The 25,019-nt window shown below is 55.4% G+C and carries 22 protein-coding genes; 8 read left to right on the top strand and 14 right to left on the bottom strand.

Annotated features, from left to right (window positions below; translation table 11 throughout):
- The first annotated feature begins 312 nt into the window (after positions 1–312).
- Together U6958_RS18625 and U6958_RS18620 are read left to right on the top strand one after the other, a co-directional pair.
- Positions 313–756: a response regulator gene (locus tag U6958_RS18625; RefSeq protein ID WP_046238403.1), complete on the top strand. Its 444-nt coding sequence runs from the start codon at positions 313–315 to the stop codon at positions 754–756.
- Between the two features lie 69 nt (positions 757–825).
- Positions 826–1,248: a hypothetical protein gene (locus tag U6958_RS18620; RefSeq protein ID WP_128422622.1), complete on the top strand. Its 423-nt coding sequence runs from the start codon at positions 826–828 to the stop codon at positions 1,246–1,248.
- Between the two features lie 122 nt (positions 1,249–1,370).
- Here the strand turns inward: U6958_RS18620 and U6958_RS18615 are convergent, their stop codons facing one another.
- The 3 genes from U6958_RS18615 to U6958_RS18605 form a co-directional block, all read right to left on the bottom strand.
- Positions 1,371–1,961: a cysteine hydrolase family protein gene (locus tag U6958_RS18615; protein WP_074923747.1), complete on the bottom strand. Its 591-nt coding sequence runs from the start codon at positions 1,959–1,961 to the stop codon at positions 1,371–1,373.
- A gap of 8 nt (positions 1,962–1,969) precedes the next feature.
- On the bottom strand, positions 1,970–2,578 hold the full coding sequence (locus U6958_RS18610) for a hypothetical protein (protein WP_016452116.1): 609 nt from the start codon (positions 2,576–2,578) through the stop codon (positions 1,970–1,972).
- A 377-nt stretch (positions 2,579–2,955) separates the two neighbouring features.
- Complete coding sequence (locus tag U6958_RS18605; RefSeq protein ID WP_074923746.1) at positions 2,956–3,843, bottom strand: transglutaminase family protein; 888 nt, start codon at positions 3,841–3,843, stop codon at positions 2,956–2,958.
- Positions 3,844–4,116: 273 nt separating this feature from the next.
- Between U6958_RS18605 and U6958_RS18600 the strand changes: the two genes are divergently transcribed.
- Together U6958_RS18600 and U6958_RS18595 are read left to right on the top strand one after the other, a co-directional pair.
- Positions 4,117–6,513: a catalase gene (locus U6958_RS18600; protein WP_016452118.1), complete on the top strand. Its 2,397-nt coding sequence runs from the start codon at positions 4,117–4,119 to the stop codon at positions 6,511–6,513.
- Positions 6,514–6,575: 62 nt separating this feature from the next.
- Positions 6,576–7,094, top strand: a complete 519-nt coding sequence (locus U6958_RS18595; protein ID WP_193584802.1) for a low affinity iron permease family protein — start codon at positions 6,576–6,578, stop codon at positions 7,092–7,094.
- Positions 7,095–7,184: 90 nt separating this feature from the next.
- Here the strand turns inward: U6958_RS18595 and U6958_RS18590 are convergent, their stop codons facing one another.
- Positions 7,185–9,959, bottom strand: coding sequence for an excinuclease ABC subunit UvrA (locus U6958_RS18590; protein WP_016452119.1), 2,775 nt, complete (start codon positions 9,957–9,959; stop codon positions 7,185–7,187).
- Positions 9,960–10,119: 160 nt separating this feature from the next.
- On the opposite strand from U6958_RS18590, the gene U6958_RS18585 reads away from it, so the two are divergent.
- Positions 10,120–10,701: an HAD domain-containing protein gene (locus U6958_RS18585; RefSeq protein ID WP_034348641.1), complete on the top strand. Its 582-nt coding sequence runs from the start codon at positions 10,120–10,122 to the stop codon at positions 10,699–10,701.
- 196 nt (positions 10,702–10,897) lie between these two features.
- Here the strand turns inward: U6958_RS18585 and U6958_RS18580 are convergent, their stop codons facing one another.
- On the bottom strand, positions 10,898–11,524 hold the full coding sequence (locus U6958_RS18580; protein WP_016452121.1) for a hypothetical protein: 627 nt from the start codon (positions 11,522–11,524) through the stop codon (positions 10,898–10,900).
- Between the two features lie 95 nt (positions 11,525–11,619).
- On the opposite strand from U6958_RS18580, the gene U6958_RS18575 reads away from it, so the two are divergent.
- Positions 11,620–12,069, top strand: coding sequence for an HAD domain-containing protein (locus U6958_RS18575; RefSeq protein WP_074923752.1), 450 nt, complete (start codon positions 11,620–11,622; stop codon positions 12,067–12,069).
- A gap of 14 nt (positions 12,070–12,083) precedes the next feature.
- Here the strand turns inward: U6958_RS18575 and U6958_RS18570 are convergent, their stop codons facing one another.
- The 3 genes from U6958_RS18570 to U6958_RS18560 form a co-directional block, all read right to left on the bottom strand.
- Positions 12,084–13,835: a hypothetical protein gene (locus tag U6958_RS18570; protein ID WP_016452122.1), complete on the bottom strand. Its 1,752-nt coding sequence runs from the start codon at positions 13,833–13,835 to the stop codon at positions 12,084–12,086.
- Positions 13,836–13,930: 95 nt separating this feature from the next.
- A complete protein-coding gene (locus U6958_RS18565; protein ID WP_016452123.1) occupies positions 13,931–16,465 on the bottom strand; it encodes a S8 family peptidase in 2,535 nt (844 codons plus the stop codon).
- 53 nt (positions 16,466–16,518) lie between these two features.
- Positions 16,519–17,502, bottom strand: a complete 984-nt coding sequence (locus U6958_RS18560) for an AAA family ATPase (RefSeq protein ID WP_034348563.1) — start codon at positions 17,500–17,502, stop codon at positions 16,519–16,521.
- Between the two features lie 81 nt (positions 17,503–17,583).
- Between U6958_RS18560 and U6958_RS18555 the strand changes: the two genes are divergently transcribed.
- On the top strand, positions 17,584–17,880 hold the full coding sequence (locus tag U6958_RS18555; protein WP_074923745.1) for a helix-turn-helix domain-containing protein: 297 nt from the start codon (positions 17,584–17,586) through the stop codon (positions 17,878–17,880).
- 145 nt (positions 17,881–18,025) lie between these two features.
- On the top strand, positions 18,026–18,376 hold the full coding sequence (locus U6958_RS18550; RefSeq protein ID WP_050042347.1) for an H-NS histone family protein: 351 nt from the start codon (positions 18,026–18,028) through the stop codon (positions 18,374–18,376).
- 29 nt (positions 18,377–18,405) lie between these two features.
- Here the strand turns inward: U6958_RS18550 and U6958_RS18545 are convergent, their stop codons facing one another.
- From U6958_RS18545 to U6958_RS18520, 6 genes are all read right to left on the bottom strand, one after another.
- Positions 18,406–18,840: a hypothetical protein gene (locus U6958_RS18545; protein ID WP_227469604.1), complete on the bottom strand. Its 435-nt coding sequence runs from the start codon at positions 18,838–18,840 to the stop codon at positions 18,406–18,408.
- Between the two features lie 7 nt (positions 18,841–18,847).
- Positions 18,848–19,834: a hypothetical protein gene (locus U6958_RS18540; RefSeq protein WP_034366580.1), complete on the bottom strand. Its 987-nt coding sequence runs from the start codon at positions 19,832–19,834 to the stop codon at positions 18,848–18,850.
- Between the two features lie 647 nt (positions 19,835–20,481).
- Positions 20,482–21,423, bottom strand: coding sequence for a TniQ family protein (locus tag U6958_RS18535; RefSeq protein WP_016452127.1), 942 nt, complete (start codon positions 21,421–21,423; stop codon positions 20,482–20,484).
- 6 nt (positions 21,424–21,429) lie between these two features.
- Complete coding sequence (locus U6958_RS18530) at positions 21,430–22,323, bottom strand: TniB family NTP-binding protein (protein ID WP_223275228.1); 894 nt, start codon at positions 22,321–22,323, stop codon at positions 21,430–21,432.
- 7 nt (positions 22,324–22,330) lie between these two features.
- On the bottom strand, positions 22,331–24,280 hold the full coding sequence (locus U6958_RS18525) for a Mu transposase C-terminal domain-containing protein (RefSeq protein WP_223275227.1): 1,950 nt from the start codon (positions 24,278–24,280) through the stop codon (positions 22,331–22,333).
- Entirely contained in the window at positions 24,270–24,920 is a 651-nt protein-coding gene (locus tag U6958_RS18520; protein WP_016452130.1) for a heteromeric transposase endonuclease subunit TnsA, read from the bottom strand. Before U6958_RS18520 ends, U6958_RS18525 begins: the two co-directional genes overlap by 11 nt.
- Positions 24,921–25,019 lie beyond the last annotated feature (99 nt).

Raw genomic sequence — 25,019 nt, 5'->3', positions numbered from 1 at the left:
AGATGTACAAAGTGCATCCTCAGCTGGAGAATCCCATAGTGACAACTGGAAATCCCTTGGTCTATCGCTTGAGCTGTTGACATCCATCTCGTGATATCTTGCCGAGGTACTGAGGAATATTTTCGAGCTTTGACAGAATTGAGCAATTTCTCTGAGATCTTAGAATTTCTCTATCACCTCAATGTCGTAGGCAGGTCTTAAGCTTGCACCGGTTTGTTAATAATGGCAACAGTTGAAATAAATTGGGCATCGGTGAAACTTTCTCATCCGAATGGATGAGAATTTTTATTCTCGATACCTTAAGGGGGCAGTGTGCAAAATCAACCCGACACGGATGCTACGGATGAGGATGTAGGAGCGCTCCCCCTTTACGGCATGCGCATCTTGGTTGTGGATGATGACTCCGATATCGCTGAGACGATGGCAGCACTGTTGGAAATGGACGGCGCCGAGGCTTCGCCATGCACCAGTGCAAGAGAAGCCTTGAAAAAACTTGCGCAGGGTTCCTGGAACGTTGTCCTCTTGGACATTGGGATGCCTGAAATGGACGGAGTGGAGGTGGCCCAAGTAATTCGAGACTCAGCGCTAGGCGCGCGCCTTTTTATCGTGGCGATTACGGGACATAGCCAGGCACAGATGCGGTGCCGCATAGCTGAGACAGAGTTCGATCTGATTTTTACCAAGCCAGCTGATCCAGAACATCTGTGTCGAGCACTTGGAGCTTGGTGGAACGCTCCTGCAAAGGTGAGCATGTAATGGATGCTGGACCGATTCGATAATATTTCGCATGCACAGGAGCGAAAGTTACGGTTAACGGAGAGCAATATGAATGTTTACCAAACTCACGCCAAGAAAAATGCCAACTTGGCTGCTGCCCTTGAAGGGATGTCTTATCTTCCGCCCGGGGATGCACGTCCATCTCGTGACTATGTTGAGGGTCTCCCGAGTCCCGACTGCGAGATCGAAGTGGTCTTGCGAAATGCTCATAGCCTAGGCTCTGAGGAACTCAAAGCTGCTGAGCATGCTTTCAAGACAGCCATGTTGACCATCTTTGGCGGTACCTATGGGCTCTATGACGGGTATATCGCCAGTTTGGGATGTACAGAAAGCGCCAAGGATTGGCGTGCCAAGACTGCGCTTGCACATGCAAAAGTCCAAGAGGTCATCGCGCATGAATCCGGTGAGGCATTGAGGCTCGGTCAAGCTGGAGGCGCATTTTTCCAAATATCAATCACGCACAAGATGTAGTTGACCTCTACACTGGTATGGCAAGGTTTTCCGCTGCTTCACCAGTGTCTGTACATGCTATCGCTTGCCGCGGTTCAGCGTGAGATATGGCAAGCTTCGCTATTGCATAAAGGATCAGGTCCTTAATCATCGCTCTCCATCCGACCGGTTGATGCTCTTACAGAACACTTGAATGACTGGCGAAGATGCCGCAAAGCAAATGCTTTTCTTGAAGGATTTTCAGCTGCCGTACAATCGCTCGGCACCCACACGCTATATCCTGACATCCGTGCATCGGTGGCAGAAAGCATGACGCACATATCGGTGGCAAATCCCACGATAATCAATTTCTCCGCTTCCATGCGGTCGAGGAGATGCTGAAGCGGAGTGGAATGAAATGCCGAATGCTGGGGTTTCAATATCACGAGATCTGTCTCACTGGGGGCAAGAGTCCGCGCTATCTCGCCACGAGGTCCAGGTAACCCCATGCATTCGACAAGAATATCAGAAAACTCGCTCTGCCAAGTTCCATAGTTGTCATTGGCATAAATTGCCGGAATATTACGACTTTTAAGCTTGGCTTTAAGCTTCGAGATCCTGGATGCCGCTCGTACTGCCTCGCGAACCAAACCGCCGGCATTCGGGAATTTAAATGGGTTGATTACATCAACCAGCAACAGAACCACCGGACTACGAGGCACGTCGGTAGGCTTTAAAACCTGACTACGCGACATTTTGGTCGTCAGAGCATAGATTTGCGCTGCTGCTCGGCACGCGATGCACCAATGGCAGTCTCCACTTGCTTGATCTCTTCAGGCGGTGGCAGGACGGCCGGCAGACCGAGGCTCTGAATGGCGAGTTCACGGCACCAGCCCTTTGTGTGATAGAGATGATGATCTTCATCCTTCTCCACCCGCGCATGCGCTTCCTTGAGCGCTTTACCTGTCTCACCGGTGGCCACTTCCGCCACCATGCCCAGCAGCTCCCAATTTGCGTGGTCCTTGGTCTCCGCATGCACCACACATTCGCAAGCAACTAGCTGCGCTGCACTGCGATCACCGGCACTGAGCGCCAGTTCCATGGCCTTTACCAGCGACAATCCGATGTGCTTGACCACCTGGCGCGAAGGCGTCACTTCGTCCGCATTAATGCCCAGGAACTCACATGTCGTGCGGACGACGTTTTGGTGGCTTAACGTCTCTTCCAGATACTTTTCCCATTCCTCTTTCAGGTCCTCGTTGATAGCACATTGCAAAGCGGTCCGATAAACCTTTTCTCCGCCAAGCTCCGTTTCCATCATTTGCAATAGCAGATCCTTGAGCTGGCGTTCGTCATAGCGTGTCTTAGGCATCATCTTTCTCCAGTATGAAGGTAGGGAAACTAATAATCCTACCGAACGCCATTGAATTTTGTAGGCCTGCACGTACGCTGCTGTAGTATTTTCCAGAGAATCTGCCCAGGCTTCCTGCCATCATATTTACACTTTTCAAACGCAATATTGCAGTGATTGGCGAATTTTATGTGCAGCAATGAAGATCTTCAATCGAACTCAATTTATTCTTAACTCTTACTATAATTTCTAATATTGGCGCGAGATGCTGATGTAATTTTGCGCACATGACCGGCGAAAAATAGGATTTTGTGAATAAACGATACCGCCTATTGAGGTGTTTATTCTGATAACATCTCCTAATTTGTGTTGAAATGGTTTAACTTGCAATGGTTTCATTAAAATAAAAGTTCGGCAGGATGGCGAGCACCGGAATATCTTCGAAGCTGTTTGCAATTCAGATCACCCGTGGACAGAGATTTGCCCAGCTGTGTCAAATTACTTGAGTCTCTTTCCATCGACACTGTGGGCTGCATCGATATCACCGCACCGAAAATAGTGGCATATGCGGTATCCGCCGCATCACGTCCTCTGCCGATCCTTATAAAATTCTTCGTATCTCCTGTGGTTATCGGATCTAACAACACCCACCCACCGCTCAGAAAAGCCTCTACGCAGGCGTGGAAAATTGGCATAGGTTGACTTTGACCTTCTGTAAAACTAATGCCCGTGACCAAACGGGAAGGTATGTTAAGCGCCCTCAGAAAACTAATAGTGAGGTGGGCAATCTCGCGTCCTCCGCCTGCCCGGTCAATCATGGTGTCGAGAGCGGATGTTGTGGTGGCCCCGGCTGCGGGGTAATAGGCTATATAGTTCCTTACCCAAGCCCTGACTGCGGCGATTCGCTGGAGTCCAGGTTCAGATTTGCCAAAGTTTCTATAAGATATTGCAGCTAGCTTATCTGACTGACAGTATCTGCTGGGATATAAATATGGCAGAGTGCTTGACGGTAGCACACCAATAGGGACCTCGTTATATTCGCGAGATTGGAAAACACGCTGTGTTAGTGAAAAAGTAGAGTTATAGAGCAGCTCAAAATTCCCTTGCTCTGCATGGAGATGAAATACACGATTTCCACGTCGTAGCCGGGCTGGCAATTTGTACTCAACGGGTTGATTGATCTTCATGGCCTCGTCAAGAATAACTTGCTGTTTGTCGGCCGCGACAGGGAAGCCAAATATAAAGTCAGCGCCACTTGCATCACGAACATCGTAGACGAACCGCATTTCGACACTGTATATTTGCATGATATTAAACACTCGGGATAATGAAAACGCGCTCCCCAGTGTGTGCCAAATTTTGGCACCTAGGCAAGTAGGCGGAAGCCGCAAACGAGCCAATCCGGTAAAGGTAAAAATTGCGGTTTCGGTATTAATTGCAGAAAATATTGCGCCATTCAATATTCGCCCAGACGCCATCTCTAGAACTTATCAACCTCCTCCTACATTCTTATTGCGAGCTCACCTTATCCTCTGATTTTCTTAACCCAGGAGATCACGATGAAAAAGACGGGCAAGGTATCCGGGGACAGCGTCAAGGCGGCCCCAGCACGAAATACAGATAGTGGTCCTGCTTCTATACAGGCAGTGGACCAACTGTCGGAAAAATCTCTTCAGACTGAGACGCTTGCTGCCGGCCGCCCTTACAACCCGATCAAGACTGGCGAGCATGGCTTTGACAGCGGGACACGACCTGCTCCTGGCGCTGTGAGTGCTTCTGCGTCGCGCCTAGCAACCGCCAGCACCTTGTCCGAGCAAAATTCCTCAGCCAAAACAGGTACGGAGGCTGTGCAGGGCAACAATGCCACCGTAGACACGCTGGACCGAGTGCGTGTGGATGCGGCGGGTCAGGTGCTGACCACCAACCAAGGCGTGGCTATTGCGGACAACCAGAACTCGTTGAAGTATGGCGAGCGCGGGCCCGTTTTGCTTGAGGACTTCATCCTCCGCGAAAAGATCACCCATTTCGACCATGAGCGCATCCCCGAACGCATCGTCCATGCGCGCGGCTCCGGCGCCCACGGCTTCTTCGAGTGCTATGAGCCGCTTACTGAGCTGACACGCGCCGCGCCCTTCCAAGAGGCAGGCAAGATCACCCCGGTGTTCGTGCGCTTTTCGACGGTGGCTGGAGAGCGCGGCTCCAAGGACACGGCACGAGACGTGCGCGGGTTCGCAGTGAAGTTCTATACCGACGAAGGCAACTGGGATCTGGTCGGCAACAACATGCCGGTTTTTTTCATCCAGGACGCCATGAAGTTCCCCGACCTGGTGCATGCCGTCAAGCCTGAGCCACATCACCAGATGCCGCAGGCCGCGAGCGCCCATGACACGTTCTGGGATTTCGTCTCGCTCATGCCCGAGTCCACCCACATGCTGATGTGGCTGATGTCGGATCGCGCCATCCCCCGCAGCTTCGCCACGATGCAGGGTTTTGGCGTGCACACCTTCCGCTTCGTCAATGCAGAGGGACAGTCGGTCTTCGTCAAGTTCCACTGGAACCCCAAGGCGGGCACGCATTCGCTGGTCTGGGACGAGGCGGTCAAGATCTCGGGCGCGGACCCGGACTACAACCGGCGCGACCTGTGGGAACGCATCGAGGCCGGCGCCTATCCTGAATACGAACTTGGCGTGCAGGTCTTCACCGAACAAGAGGCCGATGCATTCAGTTTTGACATTCTCGACGCCACCAAACTCATCCCCGAGGAACTGGTTCCCGTACGCCCGATAGGCCGCATGGTCTTGAACCGCAACCCCGATAACTTCTTCGCCGAAACGGAACAAGTGGCGTTCTGTGCTGCGCATGTGGTTCCAGGCATCGACTTTTCCAACGATCCCCTGCTTGCCGGCCGCATCCACTCCTATGTGGATACCCAGATCTCGCGGCTTGGGGGCCCAAATTTCCATGAGATCCCAATAAACACCCCTTTGACACAGGTACATAACAATCAACGTGACGGTATGCATCGGCAGGCCATTCACCGTGGCAAGGTAGCCTACGAGCCCAATTCTCTGGGCGGCGGTTGCCCCTTTCAGGCAGGTGCCGCCCAAGGATTTGTGTCCGTTCCTGCACGGATCGAAGCCAGAGCGGCCCAAGGAAAAGTGCGTGCGAAACCCGAGAAATTCGCAGACCACTACACACAGGCCAAACTATTCTTCAATAGCCAAAGCCCGTTTGAGCAGGCCCACATCGCGGCAGCCTTCCGTTTCGAGCTGAGCAAGGTCACGGTTCCTGCCATCCGTGAACGAATGGTGTCTTCCTTACGCAATGTCTCTGAAGAGCTAGCAAACCAGGTAGCCGCTAAGCTGGGCATCACGGAAATGCCCGAGCCGATGCCCAAGGCGCTGACCAGCACTCCTGCAGCTGAGGTGAACATGTCGCCCTCGTTGTCGCTCCTCGCGCGACCTGGAGAAACAGGAATCCAGGGGCGCAAGGTTGCACTTTTGGTTGCCAATGGCGTTGAAGCCGAGAGCCTGATCAAGCTGCATAGCAAGCTCTTCGAGCTGGGAGCGGTGCCACGTTTCGTTGCCCCTCACATTGGCCCGTTAACCACCAGTAAGGGTGCGGTCATCGATGCCGATGCATCACTGGAAAACGAACCAGGATTCCTCTTCGATGCTTTGGTCTTGCCTGATGGGGAAAGGGGCGTCAGGGAACTGGCTAAGGATGGTCACACACTTGAATTTATCAAAGATCAATATCGCCATTGCAAACCCATAATGGTCATGACCGCTTCCACGGTTCTTATGCACATGGCACAAATCCCGCCGCTCCTGCCTTCAGGTAATGAAGATCCCGGGATCGTGGTGGGGATTGACGATTCAGCAATCGCACAGTTTGTATCTGCAATTGCGCGCCATCGACATCCCGAACGCGAAACCGATCCCCCTGCTGTGTAGCAGATTCATTGTTTTACATATGCCCGGAGACCGTACGGTCTCCAGCATTACCAGAGCACATCATGTCTAAAACGAATACTCCAAATAGCTCTGCCAAAGACGTGCTGGGTTCAATGCCGGACACCTCCAGTGCCTCTTACGCCGACAGGTCCCCAATACTGACGGCATTTGACCATTTTGCAAGCAAAGTGACACGGTGGGCTGGTTCTCCAGTTGCTTTCTGTATAGCGTTAGCTTGCGTGCTTGTCTGGGCTGCCGCAGGACCAGTGTTCTCTTTTTCGGAGTACTGGCAACTGGTGATTAACACCGGCACGACCATTGTCACATTTCTTATGGTTTTTTTGATCCAACAAAGCCAAAATAAGGACAGCGTCGCACTACATCTTAAACTTAACGAGTTACTGGCGGCGAGTAAATCTGCCAGCAATCGTATGATCGGGATTGAAGACCTGGATGAAGAGCAACTTCGTGAGGTCGCTAATTTCTACGATCAATTGGCGACCCAAGCGCGTACTAAAAAAGCATGCAAAGAAATTCATTCTATTGACGATGAATTGACACAAGCCTTGAACAGAGAATAGCGCCATAAGCCAATCGACGTGCGCCCACGCAAAAGCTGTTGTCGACCGCGTATTGCGGTTTTTCAAGGTAGCGGATCGCAAGCGAGCCATTCAGTTTGCGATGGTGTTGTTCAATGCGGCCGCCAGATACCGTGCCGTGCGCGAGGCGGTGCAACTTGCCACCTGATGCGGTGTCCCAGTCGCTACGATGTGTCCACCTTGTGCACCCGCACCAGGACCGATATCGATCACCCAATCGCTGGAGGCAACGAAGTGCATGTCATGTTCGACCACCACGACGGTATTGCCAGCCTGGACCAGTGCGTCCAGCTGCAGCAACAGGCGGTCCACGTCGGCCGGATGCAGGCCCGTCGTAGGTTCGTCCAGTACGTACAGGGTATGGCCCCGCTGGGTACGCTGTAGCTCGGTGGCAAGTTTGATGCGCTGGGCTTCACCCCCTGACAGCTCTGTCGCGGGCTGGCCCAGACGCAAATAGCCCAGCCCAATGTCGCGCAGCGCATGCAGCGGCCTCAGCACGGCAGGCTCGGCGGCAAACGCCTCGCAGGCAGCGTCCACCGTGAGGCCAAGTACATCGGCGATGCTGAGTCCGTTCCATGTGATGGACAGTGTGTCGGAGTTGTAACGCGCGCCGTGGCAGGTGGGACACGGCGCGTACACGCTGGGCAGAAAAAGCAGTTCGACGCTCACGAAGCCTTCGCCCTCGCAGGTGGAACAGCGGCCTTTGGCGACGTTGAACGAAAAGCGGCCCGCGTCATAGCGTCTTTTACGCGCTGCCGGTGTAGCTGCGAAGAGCTTGCGCACGGCATCAAACAGGCCGGTATAGGTGGCAAGGTTGGAGCGGGGCGTACGGCCGATCGGTTGCTGGTCCACGCGCACAAGCCGGCGAACGTGGTCTGTGGCCCCGCCAAGTCGGCCTGAAGTAGTGGCGCCTTCATTTGTCATCCTGATGGATACCGGGTCATCGCCGTCCGCTGTGGCATCAGGCGGCCCGTCGGCCAGGCTTTCACCTTCACTCGACGCAAGGGGCTGCCCCAAGTGGGCGGTGACCAACTCCAGCAGTACTTGGCTAACCAGGCTCGATTTGCCCGAGCCGGAGACGCCGGTTACGGCAGTCAGGCACGCTGTAGGGAACGCCACGTCGACGCCACGCAGATTGTGGCGATGTACACCCTGCAGCGTCAGCCAACCCTGAGTTCGATTTTCGGGGTTGAGGGTGCGCCGTTCGCGGCGTGAACGCGTGCCGTCCTCGAACAGGTAGCGACGCGTCTGCGACTCGGATATCTCTGCGAGGCCTTCGGGCGGGCCGCTGTAGAGGACGCGACCCCCACGCTCGCCGGCCCCGGGGCCTACATCCACCAGCCAGTCTGCGCGCTGCATGGTGGTCACGTCATGCTCGACCACGAAGATGGAATTGCCAGCGTCCTTCAAGCGTTGCAGCGCAGTCAGCAGCGAAGCGGTGTCGGCCGGGTGCAGTCCGGCAGACGGCTCGTCCAACACATACACCACGCCGAAGAGTTGCGATGCCAACTGCGTGGCCAGCCGCAGGCGCTGCAGCTCGCCGGGTGACAGCGTGGGCGTCGCCCGGTCGAGCGAGAGGTAACCCAGCCCCAGCCCGGTCAGGGCCTGCACGCGGACCAGCAGTTCCTGAGCGATGCGCTGTGCAGCCAGCTGCTTTTCGGGCGAGAGGTGGGGCGTGCGGCGCACATCGGGTGCGGCAGCATGGGCGCAGGCGCCGTCCGCCTTCCGTTGAAGTGCGGCGCGCTTGCGCGCAGCAGCAGTCATGGCAGCACCGGCATCGCCCGTCACGGTTGGAGTGGTCGCGCCCTCGGCCACAGGTCGGAGCACATCGGCCAAGGCGTCAAGGGGCAGGCGAGCCAGATCGCCAATGTCCAGACCGCAAAAGGTGACCGAAAGCGACTCGGGCTTCAGCCGCTTGCCATGGCAGACTGGGCAGCGCGTCCCCACCATGAACTTGGACACCTTGCGCTTCATCATCGCGCTCTGGCTGGTGGCAAATGTCTGCATCACATAGCGGCGTGCGCCGGTGAACGTGCCCATGTAGCTGGGCGGCTGGCCCGCTTGGCGCGCGCGCCGAGCCTCGTCAACCGTGAGTCCCGGGTACACCGGCACGGTGGGCTGCTCGTCGGTGAAAAGGATCCATTCGCGTGTCTTGCGCGGCAAATTGCGCCAAGGCACGTCGATGTCGTGGCCCAGCGTTGTGAGAATGTCGCGCAGATTTTGGCCCTGCCAAGCGCTTGGCCAGGCGGCAACGGCCCGCTCGCGCACGGTGAGCGAATCATCCGGCACCATGGACGCCTCTGTCACGTCGTAAAGACGGCCCAGTCCATGGCAATGCGGGCAGGCGCCCTGCGGGGTGTTGGGTGAAAAATCCTCCGCATACAGCATGGGTTGGTGCGCGGGGTACGCTCCAGCACGCGAGTAAAGCATGCGCACCAGGTTCGAAAGAGTGGTGACGCTGCCAACCGATGACCGCGCCGTGGGTGCGCCACGATGCTGCTGCAGAGCCACTGCAGGGGGCAGACCATCGATGCCATCGACCTGCGGAACGCCCACCTGGTCGATGAGTCTGCGCGCATAGGGCGCGACCGATTCGAAGTATCGGCGCTGCGCCTCGGCATACAAGGTGCCGAAGGCGAGCGACGACTTGCCCGAGCCGGACACCCCGGTGAAGACCACAAGGCAGTTGCGTGGAATCACCACATCCACGTTCTTCAGGTTGTGCTCGCGCGCGCCACGAACACGAATGCAGCCATCGGTGGGGTGGGTCACTGCCGTGGGATCGTGGTGCGCAGGAGCGGCTGCAGGAGCCTTCGCAGATTCTGAAGAGGGGGATGGAAGAGACATGGACGAGTGGTCGGGTTGTCGCAAGGACCGCTGGCGGGCTGGGCTACTGGCATCAGTGTCGTGGTGCAGGCAATGGCACGCCGTAGGCGGATGCCCCTTGCCCCCCATGGTCACCGGCGAGGATCACATCGCATGGCGTGAAAATGCCGACATGACAAGCATGTCCGCAGGCAGCTCGACTCCCTACATCCCTGCGTCTTCGCCTCGCAGCGCTGACGTGGTTTTGTATCTTGATCTTGACGGCGTGGTTCACCATGAAGCTGTGCTTTGGCATCCCCGACGTGGCATCTACATGAGCCCATACCAAGCCTCTGAGCACTCCTTGTTCGAGTGGCTGCCCCTTTTGCAAGAAGAACTCGCCCCCTACCCCCAAGTAGCCATCGTGCTCAGCAGTACATGGTGCATACGCCCCGGCTATGCCAAGACGCTGCAGCTGTTGCCCAAGGAGCTGCGCGCCCGCTTCATCGGTGGCACTTTCCACAAACGTGTCCACGGAGCGGATCCCTGGCTTCTGGCGAGCTTTCGGGACACTTCGCGTGGCCAGCAAATCCTGGAGGACGTGACCCGCAGAAAGCCCAGGCAATGGCTGGCCTTGGACGATGACATCGAGGACTGGCCCCCCGCTATCTTGGATCGCTTGGTGGCGTGTGATGGCAAGACAGGACTTTCTGATCCGCAGACGCTCATGGCGCTTAGAGACATGCTTCAGAAATGTGATGCAGCGCTAGTCGGCAACCATTGAAAGTCATAGGGTCTTCTTCAAACGCATTGACCCAGAACTTCCAAAAATCAACATCCACTGGTACCTCGCGGCGTGGCAAAAGCCGCTGTGCAGCTGCGCAAGGCGCCTCGCCGGCCTAAGTCCGCGCGCACTCAAAAAATCGGGCTGCCGCCTCGCCATTGAGCGAGCTAAGGGGGTAAAGCTCACATTTCTATCATCACAACCCGGGAGGTGTATGTCCTAAGCGGATGGCGATGTCGCGTTGGGTGGACGTCAATGCTGGCCATATTAAATGGACCTTACTCTCGTCCATTGATAGCAAATCCGATCTTTGCTTGGCAGTCTTTAGAGTGACCTTAAAAAATCCGGGATTATGTTCTATTTTATTAATCTTGAGCCGCCATAAAACGACGAATGCATATTTCGGCGTTAGATTTTTATTCTTCCTGAGATAGGTAAGTGCATTTTTCAGAATGTCGTTGTTCTCAGTCGCAGCCACCCTCTCCAACGCATTGATACAAGATTCCATGCGCATTTGTTCTTCGAGACGATTCAGTCTACGTTTGGCTTCCTCTGGTGAAAGCCTGCGTCCTTGTTCGAAAACAGAGACGTTGAATCGCAAGATACAATGTGATCCGACCCATAAATGGTGATGCGTTAGCTGATTCTTTATGCGGAAATGATAGCGAAGGCCGTCTTGCTCGCACAGTTCACAGATCTCATCTTTATGATCATGATCAATTACTTCATCGGTGAATAACCATTCTTCAAATGCTTCGGGAAGGGTTGAACCCACAGATAAGGGAAGGATATTATCTCGAACGCGTTGCGGGTAACTCTGCATAACTGGTTAACTCCTTGGATCGTTAAAGAGCTCGACTAGACCATGACGATGATGGGTGTAAGCCTTTGGGCACCCGCCAACACTACAATTGCAGCGTGAACACAATATTCTTGGACTTTGATGGAGTGATCCATCCCGAGTTCTGCCACGAGTCAAAGCACTTGTGTTGCTTGCCTGTGTTCGAGAACGTGCTGCGACGTTGCACGGGTTGGGACGTGGTCATCACAAGTACTTGGCGCCTTCAACGCTCGCTTGAGAGCCTGCGCTCACTTTTTTCCGATGATGTTGCTTCGCGCGTCCTTGATGTGACACCTCGCTTTGCGGAACTTCACGACGTTCCAAATTCACTTCTTGCCTATGAACGCGAGGCCGAGTGCAATGCTTGGCTTCGGGACAACGATCGGATGGTGTTTCCCTGGCTTGCGATCGACGATAGGTCCTGGCTTTTTCGCCCCTTCAATAGATCCGTATTCCTTGTGGATGGAAGGACTGGTTTGACTGCTGTCACAGCGGAAGAACTTACAGAGCGGTTATTAAGCCTGTAGAGACAAGGCGCACTTCACAGAAATTTTCGTCGGACGTAGTCAGCACTAAGCACACCATTTTCAAACTTGTGTTTAATGCGCCCACGAACTATTGTATTTTCCAGATTTCTCCAATCTCCATTATTCCATCGACCCTTTGTCAAAACGGCAAGCTTTAGGATTTCACTCAGACTTTCTTCTGGAAGCCTCGCATCGTTTTCAATTGGCTTGACTATCAGAGCATAGAAGGCTTCTTCATCCAGAACTTCAAGTTCAAAGAAATACTGTAATGAGCCATCAGGCAGCTCAATTTCACTCACCCAGCACAGCCGTCCTCTGGCATCGTCTCCTCTACCCACAATGGCCCAAGGAATATCTGTCGTTCCAAGTTTAGTAGGGAGCATGCAATATACTGCACCCCCAACAGCGACAGGATTTATTAATGCATAGTCCAATCTCTGTTTAATGACTTTTTCTTTCTCAAGCTGCATGAAACACGCGGCCAGAGCGCTGAATCTGTTCTTTATGCCGCTTTGCGCGTGGGCGCTAAGGGAAGCGCTGCTGAGGCTTCCCGACGAGGATTTATGCCCGGTACCATGGTTCCTTTTGCGTTTGTTTGATTTTTCATCAGATTTTAGGGCCTGATCTGTAAAAGTAACCTTTTTATATTCAATCCTCATGTCAGGTAAATCAGACCACATCTCGTTGATCGCAAGATGAGATACATAATTTCCCAGCCTGGTATCTGCTGGCGGATGGATAACCACAGGGTCTCCGTTTAAGCCTTTGGGTTGTCCTGCAGGCTCAGAAAATGCTTGTGAAGATTGCTGCGAATTGATCGGTATCTTTTGGTTGGCCAGGACACGAACGAGAGGCACGGGAGGAGGCGGAAATTCAGAGTTATAAATCCACAACACTAGAATTGCGCCGCTTGAAAGCTGTTGACCAAGAAATGATAGTGTTATATCGTCTTTTTCCTTGTCTTCAGTCCAGTGCGGATGAACTTGAACCCATGGGTGAGTTACTCCCGACCTCCGGGAGTTTTGTATACCCACAAATATGCCCTGTGCCTGCTTGTTGGCGTATTCAGAAGTCTGGAAATGTGCAATGGCGCGGCAGCTGATGGAAGACAATTTTTGTTTTGTTAGGATCTTATAGGCATCACCCTCTGGCGTGAATCCCGTTTCACTTCCTACAATTAAATTCTCCAACTCATTGTTCCAATGATTGGATAGTAACGCATTTGATAAAAAGGAGCACACGCCATAAAATCTCCTGAAGACCTCGTAGGCAGGAATAATAAGTTCCAGTCCTGTGTCGCTATAGCAACGATAATAGGGCGCATCTCTAAGATCGTGAAGCTGTCCAGCTCTGTCTTCGCCGCTCAGGGGAAATTCTTGTATACCGTAGTGCCCGTGGATACGAATGTAGTCTTTTGGATGAACAAGTATCCACTTTTGCGGGGGAATGCGAAGGTTTTCAATCTTGATTTGATCGCCCATGATCAAACCATTTTGTCTGGTCATATCGTGCCAGAATGAACCCAACGGGAATGCTGGCAAAGAACCCGCTGATTCAATCACCGACAATAGGCTATAAGCTCCGCTGGCTCTCCGGGCATAGGCAAGACGTTCGGGCTCATGATTATCAATCTCAGCAAACCACAGCTGCACACGTGGCGTCTCCATCTCATCAATTTTGGGGAGTATTTTGGCGGCACCAACCAATCGGTACAAGGTGTCATTTAGAGGTAGTCGGGAGAATTGGGGATCTGAAACCGGAGACATGCTGGACTGGTGAATTGCACGACAAACTAGGCGAAAGGCCAGCGCTTGGCACTGACGGCCAAGTACAGCTAGGGCATAACGTTCTGCGGGTATGCCTAAGCAGTGATGTCAACAGCGTTGACGATTGCGATTTCTGTGGCGATCGGCGTATAGAGATCTACTGGCACGTCCACCTCTTGGATGGGTCGCAGCGAAACGACCAACGAGTACCTAGTAGCCTTGCCAGCGCGTTCGGCTCCTGGCCAGTCCTTCCACCAACCACCTATGGGGAACACTGCGATGTGCGACTTCTCACGCAGCTGTGCCGCAGTCCCCCTCCAGACATCGCTATGCACAGAGCCTCTAGCGCGGAGCACTGCCCCGATTTGCCACTCGTTTTTATCGGGGTCCGACAGGCTTTCGTCTTCGTCAAAATCTTCAAGGCGATCGAGCTTGTTGATTCGTTGATTGAAGCGCACCTCATCTTCGCTGGCGCCCTTGACAGCAAATCGAAGTCCATGAGACTGATATCGGAATTTGCTCTGCCACCCTCTGCGGCTGGGATTCGGCTCTACAAAGAAGGATAGAGTTACCCTCATTTCCACAGCAACTTCACCTAAGGCCTCTAGCTCATCGGCTGGCCAAGGTAATTTGTGCAATTTCAACTCTTTGAGTTTGACCTTGCTCTTTTCAAGCTGATACGGAACGATTGTGTCCTGAACGATGAGAGTAGGAGCATCTTCGGCCGAAGCCAAGGAATTTTGCAGAGAGACTTTACCGAAGCCATAGGTGCGCAAGAGTTCCCTCATGTCCCTTTTCTTCGCGCCTCTCGGCAGCTGAGCCAGCATTTGGGGAGTGAAGCGCGCGCCGTGTATCACCAAGGCACGAACGGTTTCTTCCCAATAGTTTGGATACCTAGCTCTTATGTGGGCGCAAATTCTTGCCACTTCTGCGGCCGCTGCACTGGTATCCCCTGTTTCGGCAAAAGGCCCCTGGTGCATTCTGTGGGATGTCGTCAATATTCGTAAGCTGCTAGGCCCCACTGCGGGAACATTGGTGTCATCAATCGTCGCATTTCCCCCTTCCGCTACAACGTCTGGCTTCAATGGCCATGAGTTTCGCCACAAGCGCGATGTAGTCGATGCCGGGGAGAGTGCACCCCCCTGTGCGATGAGGGCGTACGTCGGCCAGCGCTGAATGTCCAAATAGGTCAGGTCAGTGCAGGCACCTACGGTGAGGCCATTCCAAGACTGGCCAGGGTCCTCGATGGAAGTAGAGTGGTTGATATCGGGGTACTGAGTCCAACCCTGCCAGGGTACGTTTCCTGCGGACATCACGAACAGCCGCTGTTTGAGCGCAAAGTCCGTACCCCAGCTGATGCCCTGGGTGTAAGGGTCAAGTCCGTTCAAGCCAAAAGCCAATTGATCCACGCACGCCGACCATTCCGTAGGCATCCCTGCTCCGGGACCGATCGCTGTAGTCATGGTCACAAAGATGCGTGAGCGTCCCGGATTCTTCTGTTCGACCTTGTCCACTGCTTTTGCCATGATCCAGCCGTACAGATGTGGTGGATTAGCTCCTGCAGGCGGGAAGATTTTCACTGACTCCATTCGATGAGGCACATCGAGCTTCTGATCATGCGCCAAAGGTGCCACCAGGTCGCCGTGACAGATGACGCCTGCCATCTCGGTTCCATGTCCATCTACATCCGTACCTGGACCCCACTCTGAATCCACCGCCATTACGTCCTCATGGGCGACAGCCTTCTCCAGCAGAGGATGGGCTCGGTTCACCCCTGTGTCGAGCAAGGTGACATAGGGGCTTGTGTCTGACTCGGCGAATGTGCATCGTTGCAGCAGCTCTTGCACCCAGGGGGCCTGCTCACGAGGCGCAAGATCTGAAAGAAAGAACTCTGCGTGTGGTTGAACGTACCGTATCTCGGCGATCAGACCCAACAGTCTGAGTGCGCCCTCCAATGCTTTGCGAGTCGTCCATGCTGCAACTACAACGCGACCTGGGAAGCTGAGGTAACTCGTTTCGACCTGAATACCGAACTGCACGGCAGCTGCTTGGAATGCCTTTGCTGTTGCGCTCGCGGTCTGGGCACCGTTGCGCAACCAGATTTGCAGCCAAGTTGCTTTCTCAGGCGCGGGTGGTGCCGTTTCCTCTGTCCACAACTCTGCAAAGGCCGCTCCACGAATTTTCTCTATTGCATTGACGAGCTGTGTATGGGGAGGCTTCCCATGCTTTGTCATAGGGCCGCTCAGGTACTTCCTTACCCGAGTCTCAAGCGCACTCAGCTTGCCTTCCGGAACATGAAGCGCAACGACTTGGGCTCCGCCACCGGACTGGGCAACAGTTAAAACCTCTATTTCGTCTTTGCGCCACTCGAGGGCTTTGACATCAAATTTCGCCTGAGCCGAAAACTCGATCGCAATGATCATTCCAGTGGACGTAGTCAGCCCGCGCTTTGCACGCTCCAAGGAAAGAGCTTCAGCGTCTAACCGTAGTTTCGCGAGTTGACGCAGCAATGCGCTGCCATGCTGCTCCCGGTCCCGCTGAAGCTCCGATGGCTTGGGAAACGAGTGTGTCGACTGGAAGCTTCGGTCGGTAGTGAACCCCGTAACTGACAAATGATCGAGATCTGGCATGGTGAGGGCAACGATGCATTTTGTTACCTCAATGTACCAGACCGGCCGGCCGATCAGTTGTGCAGCTGGCTTGCAGCTCGCTCCTGCAGGTGGGTGAGAACGCTTTTTTCTGAAATGCTCGATCGTTCTTCAAGGATGGCGTCCTTGATGGCGTCCTCACAAGCCTTGGTGATCTCGGAGTGGGAAAGCCCCACTGCACGGGGGACCAGATTTGACCAGTTCAAGTCTGCAGGAGCCATCATCGCCAAACGATTGCGCAGCAGTTCATCGACTTGCGCTTCGTCTGGGGTGGCATATCGAATCACATCATCGAAGCGGCGAAAGAGCGCAGTATCAAGCGAAGCTCCGTGGTTCGTTGCCGCCACGATGATGCTGTCCGAGGTGTCCTGCTCGATCAGCTGCAAGAACATGTTCAGCGTGCGGCGCATCTCTGCAACGTCATGCTGCCCCCCCCGCTGCATGCCCAGCGAGTCGAACTCGTCAAAAAAGTACACACCGCGGGTGATCTTGAGAGCTTCGAAGACCAAGCGAAGCTTAGAGGCGCTTTCCCCCATGAACTTGGTGATGAGGCTGTCAAACCGCGCGGTGAAAAGCGGCAGCTTCAGCTCAGTAGCGAGCACGGCAGCCGTCATCGTCTTGCCAGTGCCGGGAGGCCCTACCAACAAGAGCTTGCGGCGAGCCGTCAATCCATGCTCACTGAGGCGCTCATGCTGACGCTGCTCCAGGAGCACGCGTTGCAGCTTCTGCTCCACCTCCCTGGACAGGACCATGTGCTTCAAAGGGTGCTGGGGGTACTGCGCTGTCAGCAGCTCAGCCAGTTCGCCGCGAGGCTGCACAAGAGGTAATGTCCGTGCGCGCGCACGGGGGGCAGCAGGGGCTCGCGCCTTTTCAATGAGCTCTCGCAGCTCCGCTGCAAGTTTTGAGTGACCACGGCGAGCTTCATCCGCAGCGACTTGAAGTGCCACGGAGATGAACTGTGCGTCTTCGTTACCTGCGTAGGCTCTGAAAAGCGCTTTGATTTGGTCTGCTCTTGCCATGTTGTTTCCAATTTTGATTGTAGGTGAGGCTACTATCAAATTGTGCTATTGTTGCACATATGATGTATCTATAGCACATCGATGAGTATTCAAACGTTCCCTACACGACAAAGTGAACTGATCAGGCAGGCACGAGGACAGCGCACCCAAGCCGAATTCGCGAAGCTCCTTGGCGTAGATCGTTCTTGTTTGTCGCGGTACGAGCGCGAGCAACTCGGTGCCCCGACATCCGTCATCAACCACTGCCTCGGTGCGATAGCAGCACAGTCGCGCTCCCCCGTTGCTGAAGTGGACCCTGTGCGCCGTGCACTGCGTTTGACTATCGACGCAACGAGGGAGTTGCAGATCGCCACGGCCCTGGATGCCCGTGGGCAATGAAACTGACGGCAGCAGGGACGGATGCTCCTTGCCGTTCACTATCCCCACCGACCTGATCTTTACTGGCGGCGAGGCTCAGTCAGTTCCAAGTAAGCCCGATAATTGTTGGCGCCACACGTGATGGCGAACGCCCATGGACCAAGGTATGACTATGAATTTGACCGAACTACTGGCCGCGAAAGCTGCTCTGGATGCAGAAATCGCCAAGGCAAAGAAAACTGAAGCCACAGCCGCACTTCGTCGCGTACAAGAGCTCGTCACCGAGTTTGGCCTCACCTCTCAGCAAGTCTTTCCGTTGCTGCCCGCCAAAAGCAAAAAGCAAGGCGCGGCCAAGTACCAAAATCCAACTACTGGCGCCACATGGACAGGACGGGGCAAGCCTCCTGCGTGGATCGTCGGCCAAGATCGCAACGCCTTTCTCATCGCTCAACCTGCCCAACATGAAGGGCCGTTCCTAGCAGAGATGGCTGCTGCGGCAGATCGCCGTAGAGCCTAATCTCGGTCCCGGCGTTTTCCGAGAACGCCTCACGCCAGTTCCAGCTCTCGCTGCAGGTTGGGCGACTTGTGAGGTCTGCCGTGAAGAGCCTGGCTCATCACGTGCAGCAAAGGCCCATCGCTGGCGACATTGGCGAAGAACTGCGGTGGATGAAAGCCGCCCGCCATGTCGCGCAGCTTGCTCAGCGGTATGGGAGACGCGAGTTGTGTAGGTTCGCTCAGCCCCAGTGCAAAGGCTTTTGGCAGACCCGAAAAATACTCAAAGAACTCGTGGCGCTTGAGCCCGGATACAGTGCCGAATCGCCTCCACAGAGTACTGGGAGCGAGTGTGTGCAGGCCTGTCACCGTGGCGCATCCGACGATGCTACCCACCGGCATCTTTACATAGATCCAGACCGTCGTTGACGTATTCCGTAGCGCATCTGATTGCTGAAGCTCGCTACAGCCTGTAGATGCCTTGGGCATCTTCGGTTCAGTGGCGTGCTTGCTTTCGGTTCGTCGGGATTTCGTACTTTCTCAGATGGTAGGAAACAGCAGATGTGCTGAGGCAGTCACTTATCAGTCGGCCCGGGAACACCCAAGGGTTGAAGTCTGACCCACCCAAATGTTCTGGTGACTGCAGCGCTCGGACAAACGCGCCCACTTCTTGCGGCACCTCCATCCAGCGATCCTTCAGGCGCATCTGCAACCCTGTCGCCCAGTCAACGTCCTGGTGTCTCAGCTGAAGTATTTGCGTCAGTGGCACGTTCAGTAGGTGCGCAAGTAACGTAGCGGTCAACGACAACTCAGTTGGGCGAGGAGGTTTGCCCGCAATGGCATCCATCAATAGCCTTGCGTACCGCGCTTGCGGCAGCAGAGATTGTCTGGGTGCCGTGCGCTTGCCGGGCACCTTCAGGCGCATCCCGTGCCGGCTCGCCAAGTGCGACAAGTAGGGGGTCAGTGATGCGCGCAGGCCTGGCTTGCTTCGCAAGAGTGCATCGACTGCTTCCTGCTTGAGTTGCGTTGCGCGTCCCACCTTGGCGGCAGTCAACAGGGCAATGGCAGCAGAAAGATAGGACTTGCGACTTCGTACATTCAGCGGCTTTTGCCGTTGGGCCAACGCCGTATCAAAGGCTTGGAGATCGGCGGCCCAGGGCTTGCCTGTAGCGCCCTTGAGCTTGCTTTGCACCAAGGCCTCATCCGAGTTTTGGCGGCGCGCTGCAGCGTCTTGGAGGAAAGCGCCTTGTTCCACCAAAAACTGCATTAGCAACCCCATTTGCCGCAGCTCCTGCGTTGTGAAGGTCTCCAGCAACACGGCCTGGTCCAACGGGACGGATGCCTGCTGCAGCGCGATGTCTATGCGAGTGATGAACTGCAAGTAGCGCGAAGCATGCGCCGCCAACTTGCTTGCCCGCTGCGATGAATTGCCCCACTGCGTGAAGTCCGCGTACAGCTGCTTCGCCTGTTGAGTCACTAGCATGTGCTGGACTGACTGCTGCCGTTTCACATTCCCGCGCTTGATGGAACAGCTGAAACAAGGCGAGAAGCCCGTTCCCTGCACGCGCGAGCCGCAATCTGGACAGTCATGGCTGGGACCATCCAGTTCGCAGCACTTGCTGCAAAGATGGCAACCAGCGAGCGTCATAAAGTACTGAGTGCGGTGCTTGTGACAGTGGCTGCAGGTAGCCTGAGTAACTTTGCGCAGACAACGCTCACACATCTGGCCACGCTCAGGAAAGCCGCGCGACCTGCTCAGCCTCGCGCTCGGCGTTCCACACGTATCGCAAGGTCTTGAAGTGCGGTAATAAGGCGCACATGATGCGCATGCAACGCGGTCTCCGACCCGCAAAGCGGCTTGGGGAGTCAAACGGCCGCAACGCAGACATGTGCGGTCCTGCCGTGCACATTTCCCACATACCGACGAGGTTGCATGCTTGTGGGCTCTGGCCGTCTCGCCGCAGATCTGGCAGGTTCGCGGAGGAAAAACTGCTGGGTAGCAATTGCTGCAGTACTTCACTCCATGATGGATGCGGTGGGCCTTGTCCATCGATCGCCCACAGTTGCCGCACGCTGAACGCAGTGCATGTGCGAAATATTGTCCGGGCGACCCATCAGCTTTGGATTGGGTCATAGCCGTGCCTTCACACGCGATGCAGTGGAGCGCCTGACCGACAAACGCAATGCAATCTGAAGGATCCTGCGGGCCCGCAGCTGAGGATCACGCGGCACTTCCCAGCACGACCTTGGCGTCGTACGTGCCTGCGGCAAAGCACGAACGTAACACTCGTGGACTCCAACTTCTCTTGTGTAGCACTCCATATCCTCGTCAAACCTGGCCAAGGCGTTCTCCAGCAGGTGGCTGCGAGCAAAGATTCGCCAGTAGCTCCACGGTTCTCCTGCGCCTGAAAAATCAGGAGCCTTTTTCGCCCTCTGAGTGATCAACCGATAGGCCAACGCCAAAGGCAGCGGGTGCCCGAGAAACGCCTGCCTCCACAACGCATCGACACGCTCTTGCTGCGCCTGCTGCCGCGCAGAACAGGTAGATGGATGTGCGCTGTACAAAGCAAAGGCGCAACACTCGCACCGCCCCAAAACAAGAGAGTCGTTTCGATATGGAGCGAACGGGGCGCCACAGTGCGGACACGCATCCATGAGACTGACGCCGTGCCTGAGGCAAATCCACGATGAAGCCAAGCGCCAGTGCATATGCAGATGGCGCGGCATATCTTCCCTTAGGCAAGCAGGGCAGAACAGCTGCCCAAAACGAAGCCTGCGCCGATGGTAGATCCCTAAAGGCAGCAGCCAAGGCAGAAAGCCGCTGCGGTGCACAGGTACTGCTGCTGCAGCCAGCTGACTGCAATAGGTCATACAACGAACCTGCTCCAGCCTGCAGCCACTGGCCGCTGCAATGGCTTGCAACATCTCCTCGGACAAGCTGCGGTCCAGATCCCTGGTCCAAACGAAGTAGCCCAGGCCCAGTCGATGAGACAAGACTGCAGGCTGCTCCCCCCGAGCCCATGCCCAGCGCACCAAGAACGAGCCCAGCGTCTCTTGGGAATATGGCTGCATGATTGTTCAGCTCGGCCGCGGTGCCGTGACCAAGCGGCTCCTTGTAAAAGACTGGCAGGCGCCTTGCAGAATCTCGAACGTCACCCGCTCGCCACCATCTTTGAGCACGCGCTCGACAGCTTGGAGCGTGATCTTTCGTACGGACCCGATGGTGCCATCGCAGCTTTTGAACACCTCAAGCGCCATCTTGGGGGCGGTCAGATTTGAGGGCCTGGCGAGCGGCATCAGTCGCTCAAAAGATGCGAGCAGCTTGAGAAAACTCTCATCTGCCTGCCAACGGGGCAACGCCAATCGAGTGAAACGACTGACGAACTGAGTATCGATAGCCAAGGCCCTTGAGACGTCGACAGTCCCGCACGCTACGATGCTTAACTGACGCATGTTAGAGAGCCTCTTGAGCGAGGCCATGAACTGCTTTTGCTGACGCGCGGGGCTGTTGAGCATGGCGTGCAACTCATCGAGGACCAGTACAGAAGTGCGCTGCACGGCCAATTCTTCATGCGCAAGCGCTTCCAGCCGTGCTGGGGGGGCGTCGGGCCGATGCGTCACGTTCAAGGCACTTAGGATCGCGCTGTACAGCCGTCGTTCATCAGCACTCGCAGGTGTCTCGACCCACAACACCTTGGTGATCGGATAACCGGCCTCATCCAGCACGATGGGGTTGTTGGCAATGAACTGCCGCGTCAACGTGGTCTTGCCATTGTCGCTGTCTGCGATGACAGCGCGACACTCAGGTTTAAGCGAACGAGGGAACGCCACCAGGTCCTGCAGGTCTCGCAAAATATGGTCGTAGGCGGGGTAGCCGAACAGGTGGTTCGAGCGAACGAACTCCAGCTTTTCGGGCAGTGAAGCCTCCAGCATTTGAGCCGTAGCTTCGTGTAGATGAGGAAATTGGTTCATCGTCACGCTACGCATTGAAGCCCGTAATTTTCTTGCTCAAGAATGCTTCAAAGGGGTTGGCCCCCGATCCCACAGGCTCCCGCGCAGGCTGCATTTGCGTCTCGACAACCGACCGGTCTGCGCCACCACTTCGAGGCGACGAGGATGGAGGCTTTCGCCTCACTCTCTTCGTGTCTGCCACAGCATTGGCCTCTCTGTGGGCGCTACGCAAGCGGTAACCTGCCTTGGCCTTCTTGTCCTCCAGCTGGCTTCCTTCGTGCTGCCTGCGGGCCTCAATCGCAATGTGCTCTTCCACGCCCACGTAGCCGTCAACCTCGTCATCTCCGGGAGCTTGAAATGGATAGCGATCGAGCTTCACGTACTGCTTGACCTCGGGGTCGAGAAACCACACCTCACGCCGGCGCCGAGGATGGTACTTGACGGTGAATTTGCGCTTCTCCGAAGGATGGTCGGGATCGCTTGCATTGATCCATCGATTGAGAGCCTCGTGATAGTAGTCAGCCTTGTTCATTCGGACGCCCGAGGGCGACACCACACGCGACTCCAGCGGGAGAAAGTCCAACTTGAGCTTTTCTGGATCCGCAATCTGGATCGGAAGTCCGGCTGCCATGGCGCCATCTGTGCCCAGAATCTTCTCCTCCCAAACGATCAATGGCGGCTTCATCAGGGCACCGTGTTTGTGAACGTGGTAGTGGTTCACAACCCAGTCCGCAATTTCGATCTCCAACTCATGCAAGGTGTATGCAGACTTTTTCTTGGAGTCATAGGTTCCCCGCTGCTGAGGGTTGGAGAACGTCGTGCCAGGCTTCTTGCGCAGCATCATGTTGACATTGCCCACGAGGCGCTCGATGTAGGCCCCGTAGCGTGGCTGCTTGACAGGCCGAAGTTCCAAATCGATAGCGTTCTCCTTGCAGCCGAACTTAAGGGCCTCCCCGCGAAATTCCTTGGCGTTGTCACACAGCACCTTGCGAATCTTGCCGTGCACAGGCCAACGGCCCGGCAAACCGAGGGATGCGAGGTAATCCTGTTTTGGCAGCATGCCCATCGCCAGGGCCATGCCGGCAGCCACTGCTGAAGGGCGGTCCATACTCAGATAGAAGCCGATGATCACGCGTGTCAGGCAGTCAATGACCAGGGTCAGCCAAGGCCGTCCCCATGGCATACGTGTGTCAGAGAAGACCACGATCATGTCGAGTTGGACATGATCGATCTGCACCGGATTGAGAGGATTGACGGGTTCGGGGAACACACCGGGAGTAGGCATGTCCTTGTCTGCCAATGCAACTTGACCGCGCTTGCGCCGAACCCGGTTTAGAGGAAGTGCAGCGATCCTGTTGCGCACGGTGTTTTCGTGGGGAACGGGCTTGCGCTCGAGCTCGCAACGGTCTTTCACGGTCTGATAGATATCCCGAGGCGTCAGTTGTTGCGACGACAGGTAGAGCTGGTCTATCGCCTCCTGGATGAATTGCTCCACCCGCTCATCAAGCTTCTTCACGCTGGGGGCGCCTCGCTTGCCATCCATGAGGCCCACGAGAGAGCCACACCCGTTGTAGTTCTTGATCCACTTGTAGAGCGTAACAGCGGAAACCCCGGACTGCCTGGCATGGTCCTCGACATCTTTGCGAGAGCGCTTGCGCATTGCCAACAACGGGGCGATCACGTCCAGACGCTTTTCAGCCTTCGCAATCTCGGCAGCAGTAAAGGCCAGCAGCGCTGGTGGCAGGGCTGACGGTCCAGCAACCATCTCCCCTGTAGCCCCAGCTTCATGTTCGGGCACGAGCGTGGTGATCGAAGACAGCTGGTTGATGAACGCGACCTCTGAGCGGCCGGTATCAATGTCTTCGATGATCACCCGATCGGTGGAGAGAACACGGCGCACGATGCAAGCTTTCTGCTTGAACACCACCGGGGCTCCAGGGCTGACAGCGAAGCCAGAAGCATGCAGTTCATTTGCCATACAGCGTAGGTTCCTCGTACCAAATTTCTGACTTCATCGTTAGCCTTTGCCTGAGATTCGCGCCGATGGAGCCATTCGCCACCATTCGCCACATGGCGCCCACAGCTTGCATGCGGTTGGTCAGGTCCATGAAGGTTGCAGCCAACAGTTCCGAAGGTGTGGAGACTTGAAGCTCTTGCAGAGTCTGTAGGAGCATGAGAGCCGACTTGCCATCGGAGGGATACGAGCGGTAGTCACGCAGAAAGGTGACATTTTTCAGATAGTCGTCGCGGATGTAGCGTTCATCGACAACCTGAAACCCCCAACGCCGCTGTGCGCAAACCATACGGGCGGCCCGGAAGCCCGCTTCGAGGTCGCTCCATCGATCCCGAAGTTCATCCAGATACTTGACCTCAAAAAGTAGGGGCCGTGCAGGCTTCCTGAGCGGACTGCCCCGAGAAGTAGCCAAGTAGTCAGGCGTGTATGAGCGCTCCTCGCCAGATTCGAGACGGTACCGGATCTTCATCGGTTGGTGGGTGATGCGCGCTATCCGAGGATCGAAGTCCATCAACAAGACCAGGTCACGCTCCAAGGTGCTCTCGAATGACACCGTCTGCCCATCCAAGGTTTGCACCCGCCCGGTGACCGAACGGTAGTTCATGGGGACCTGCCGCACACCAAGATCGCTTTCAGTAACGTCAATTATTGTAATTTTCATATCAGTTAACTAATTCAATGTATTGAATCAACCCATTCGACA

It is taken from the genome of Delftia lacustris (genome assembly GCF_040267515.1).
Classification (GTDB): Bacteria; Pseudomonadota; Gammaproteobacteria; order Burkholderiales; family Burkholderiaceae_C; genus Comamonas; species Comamonas tsuruhatensis.
Note: the sequence above shows the minus strand (reverse complement) of the source record. Positions and strands in the feature narration are given on the sequence as shown.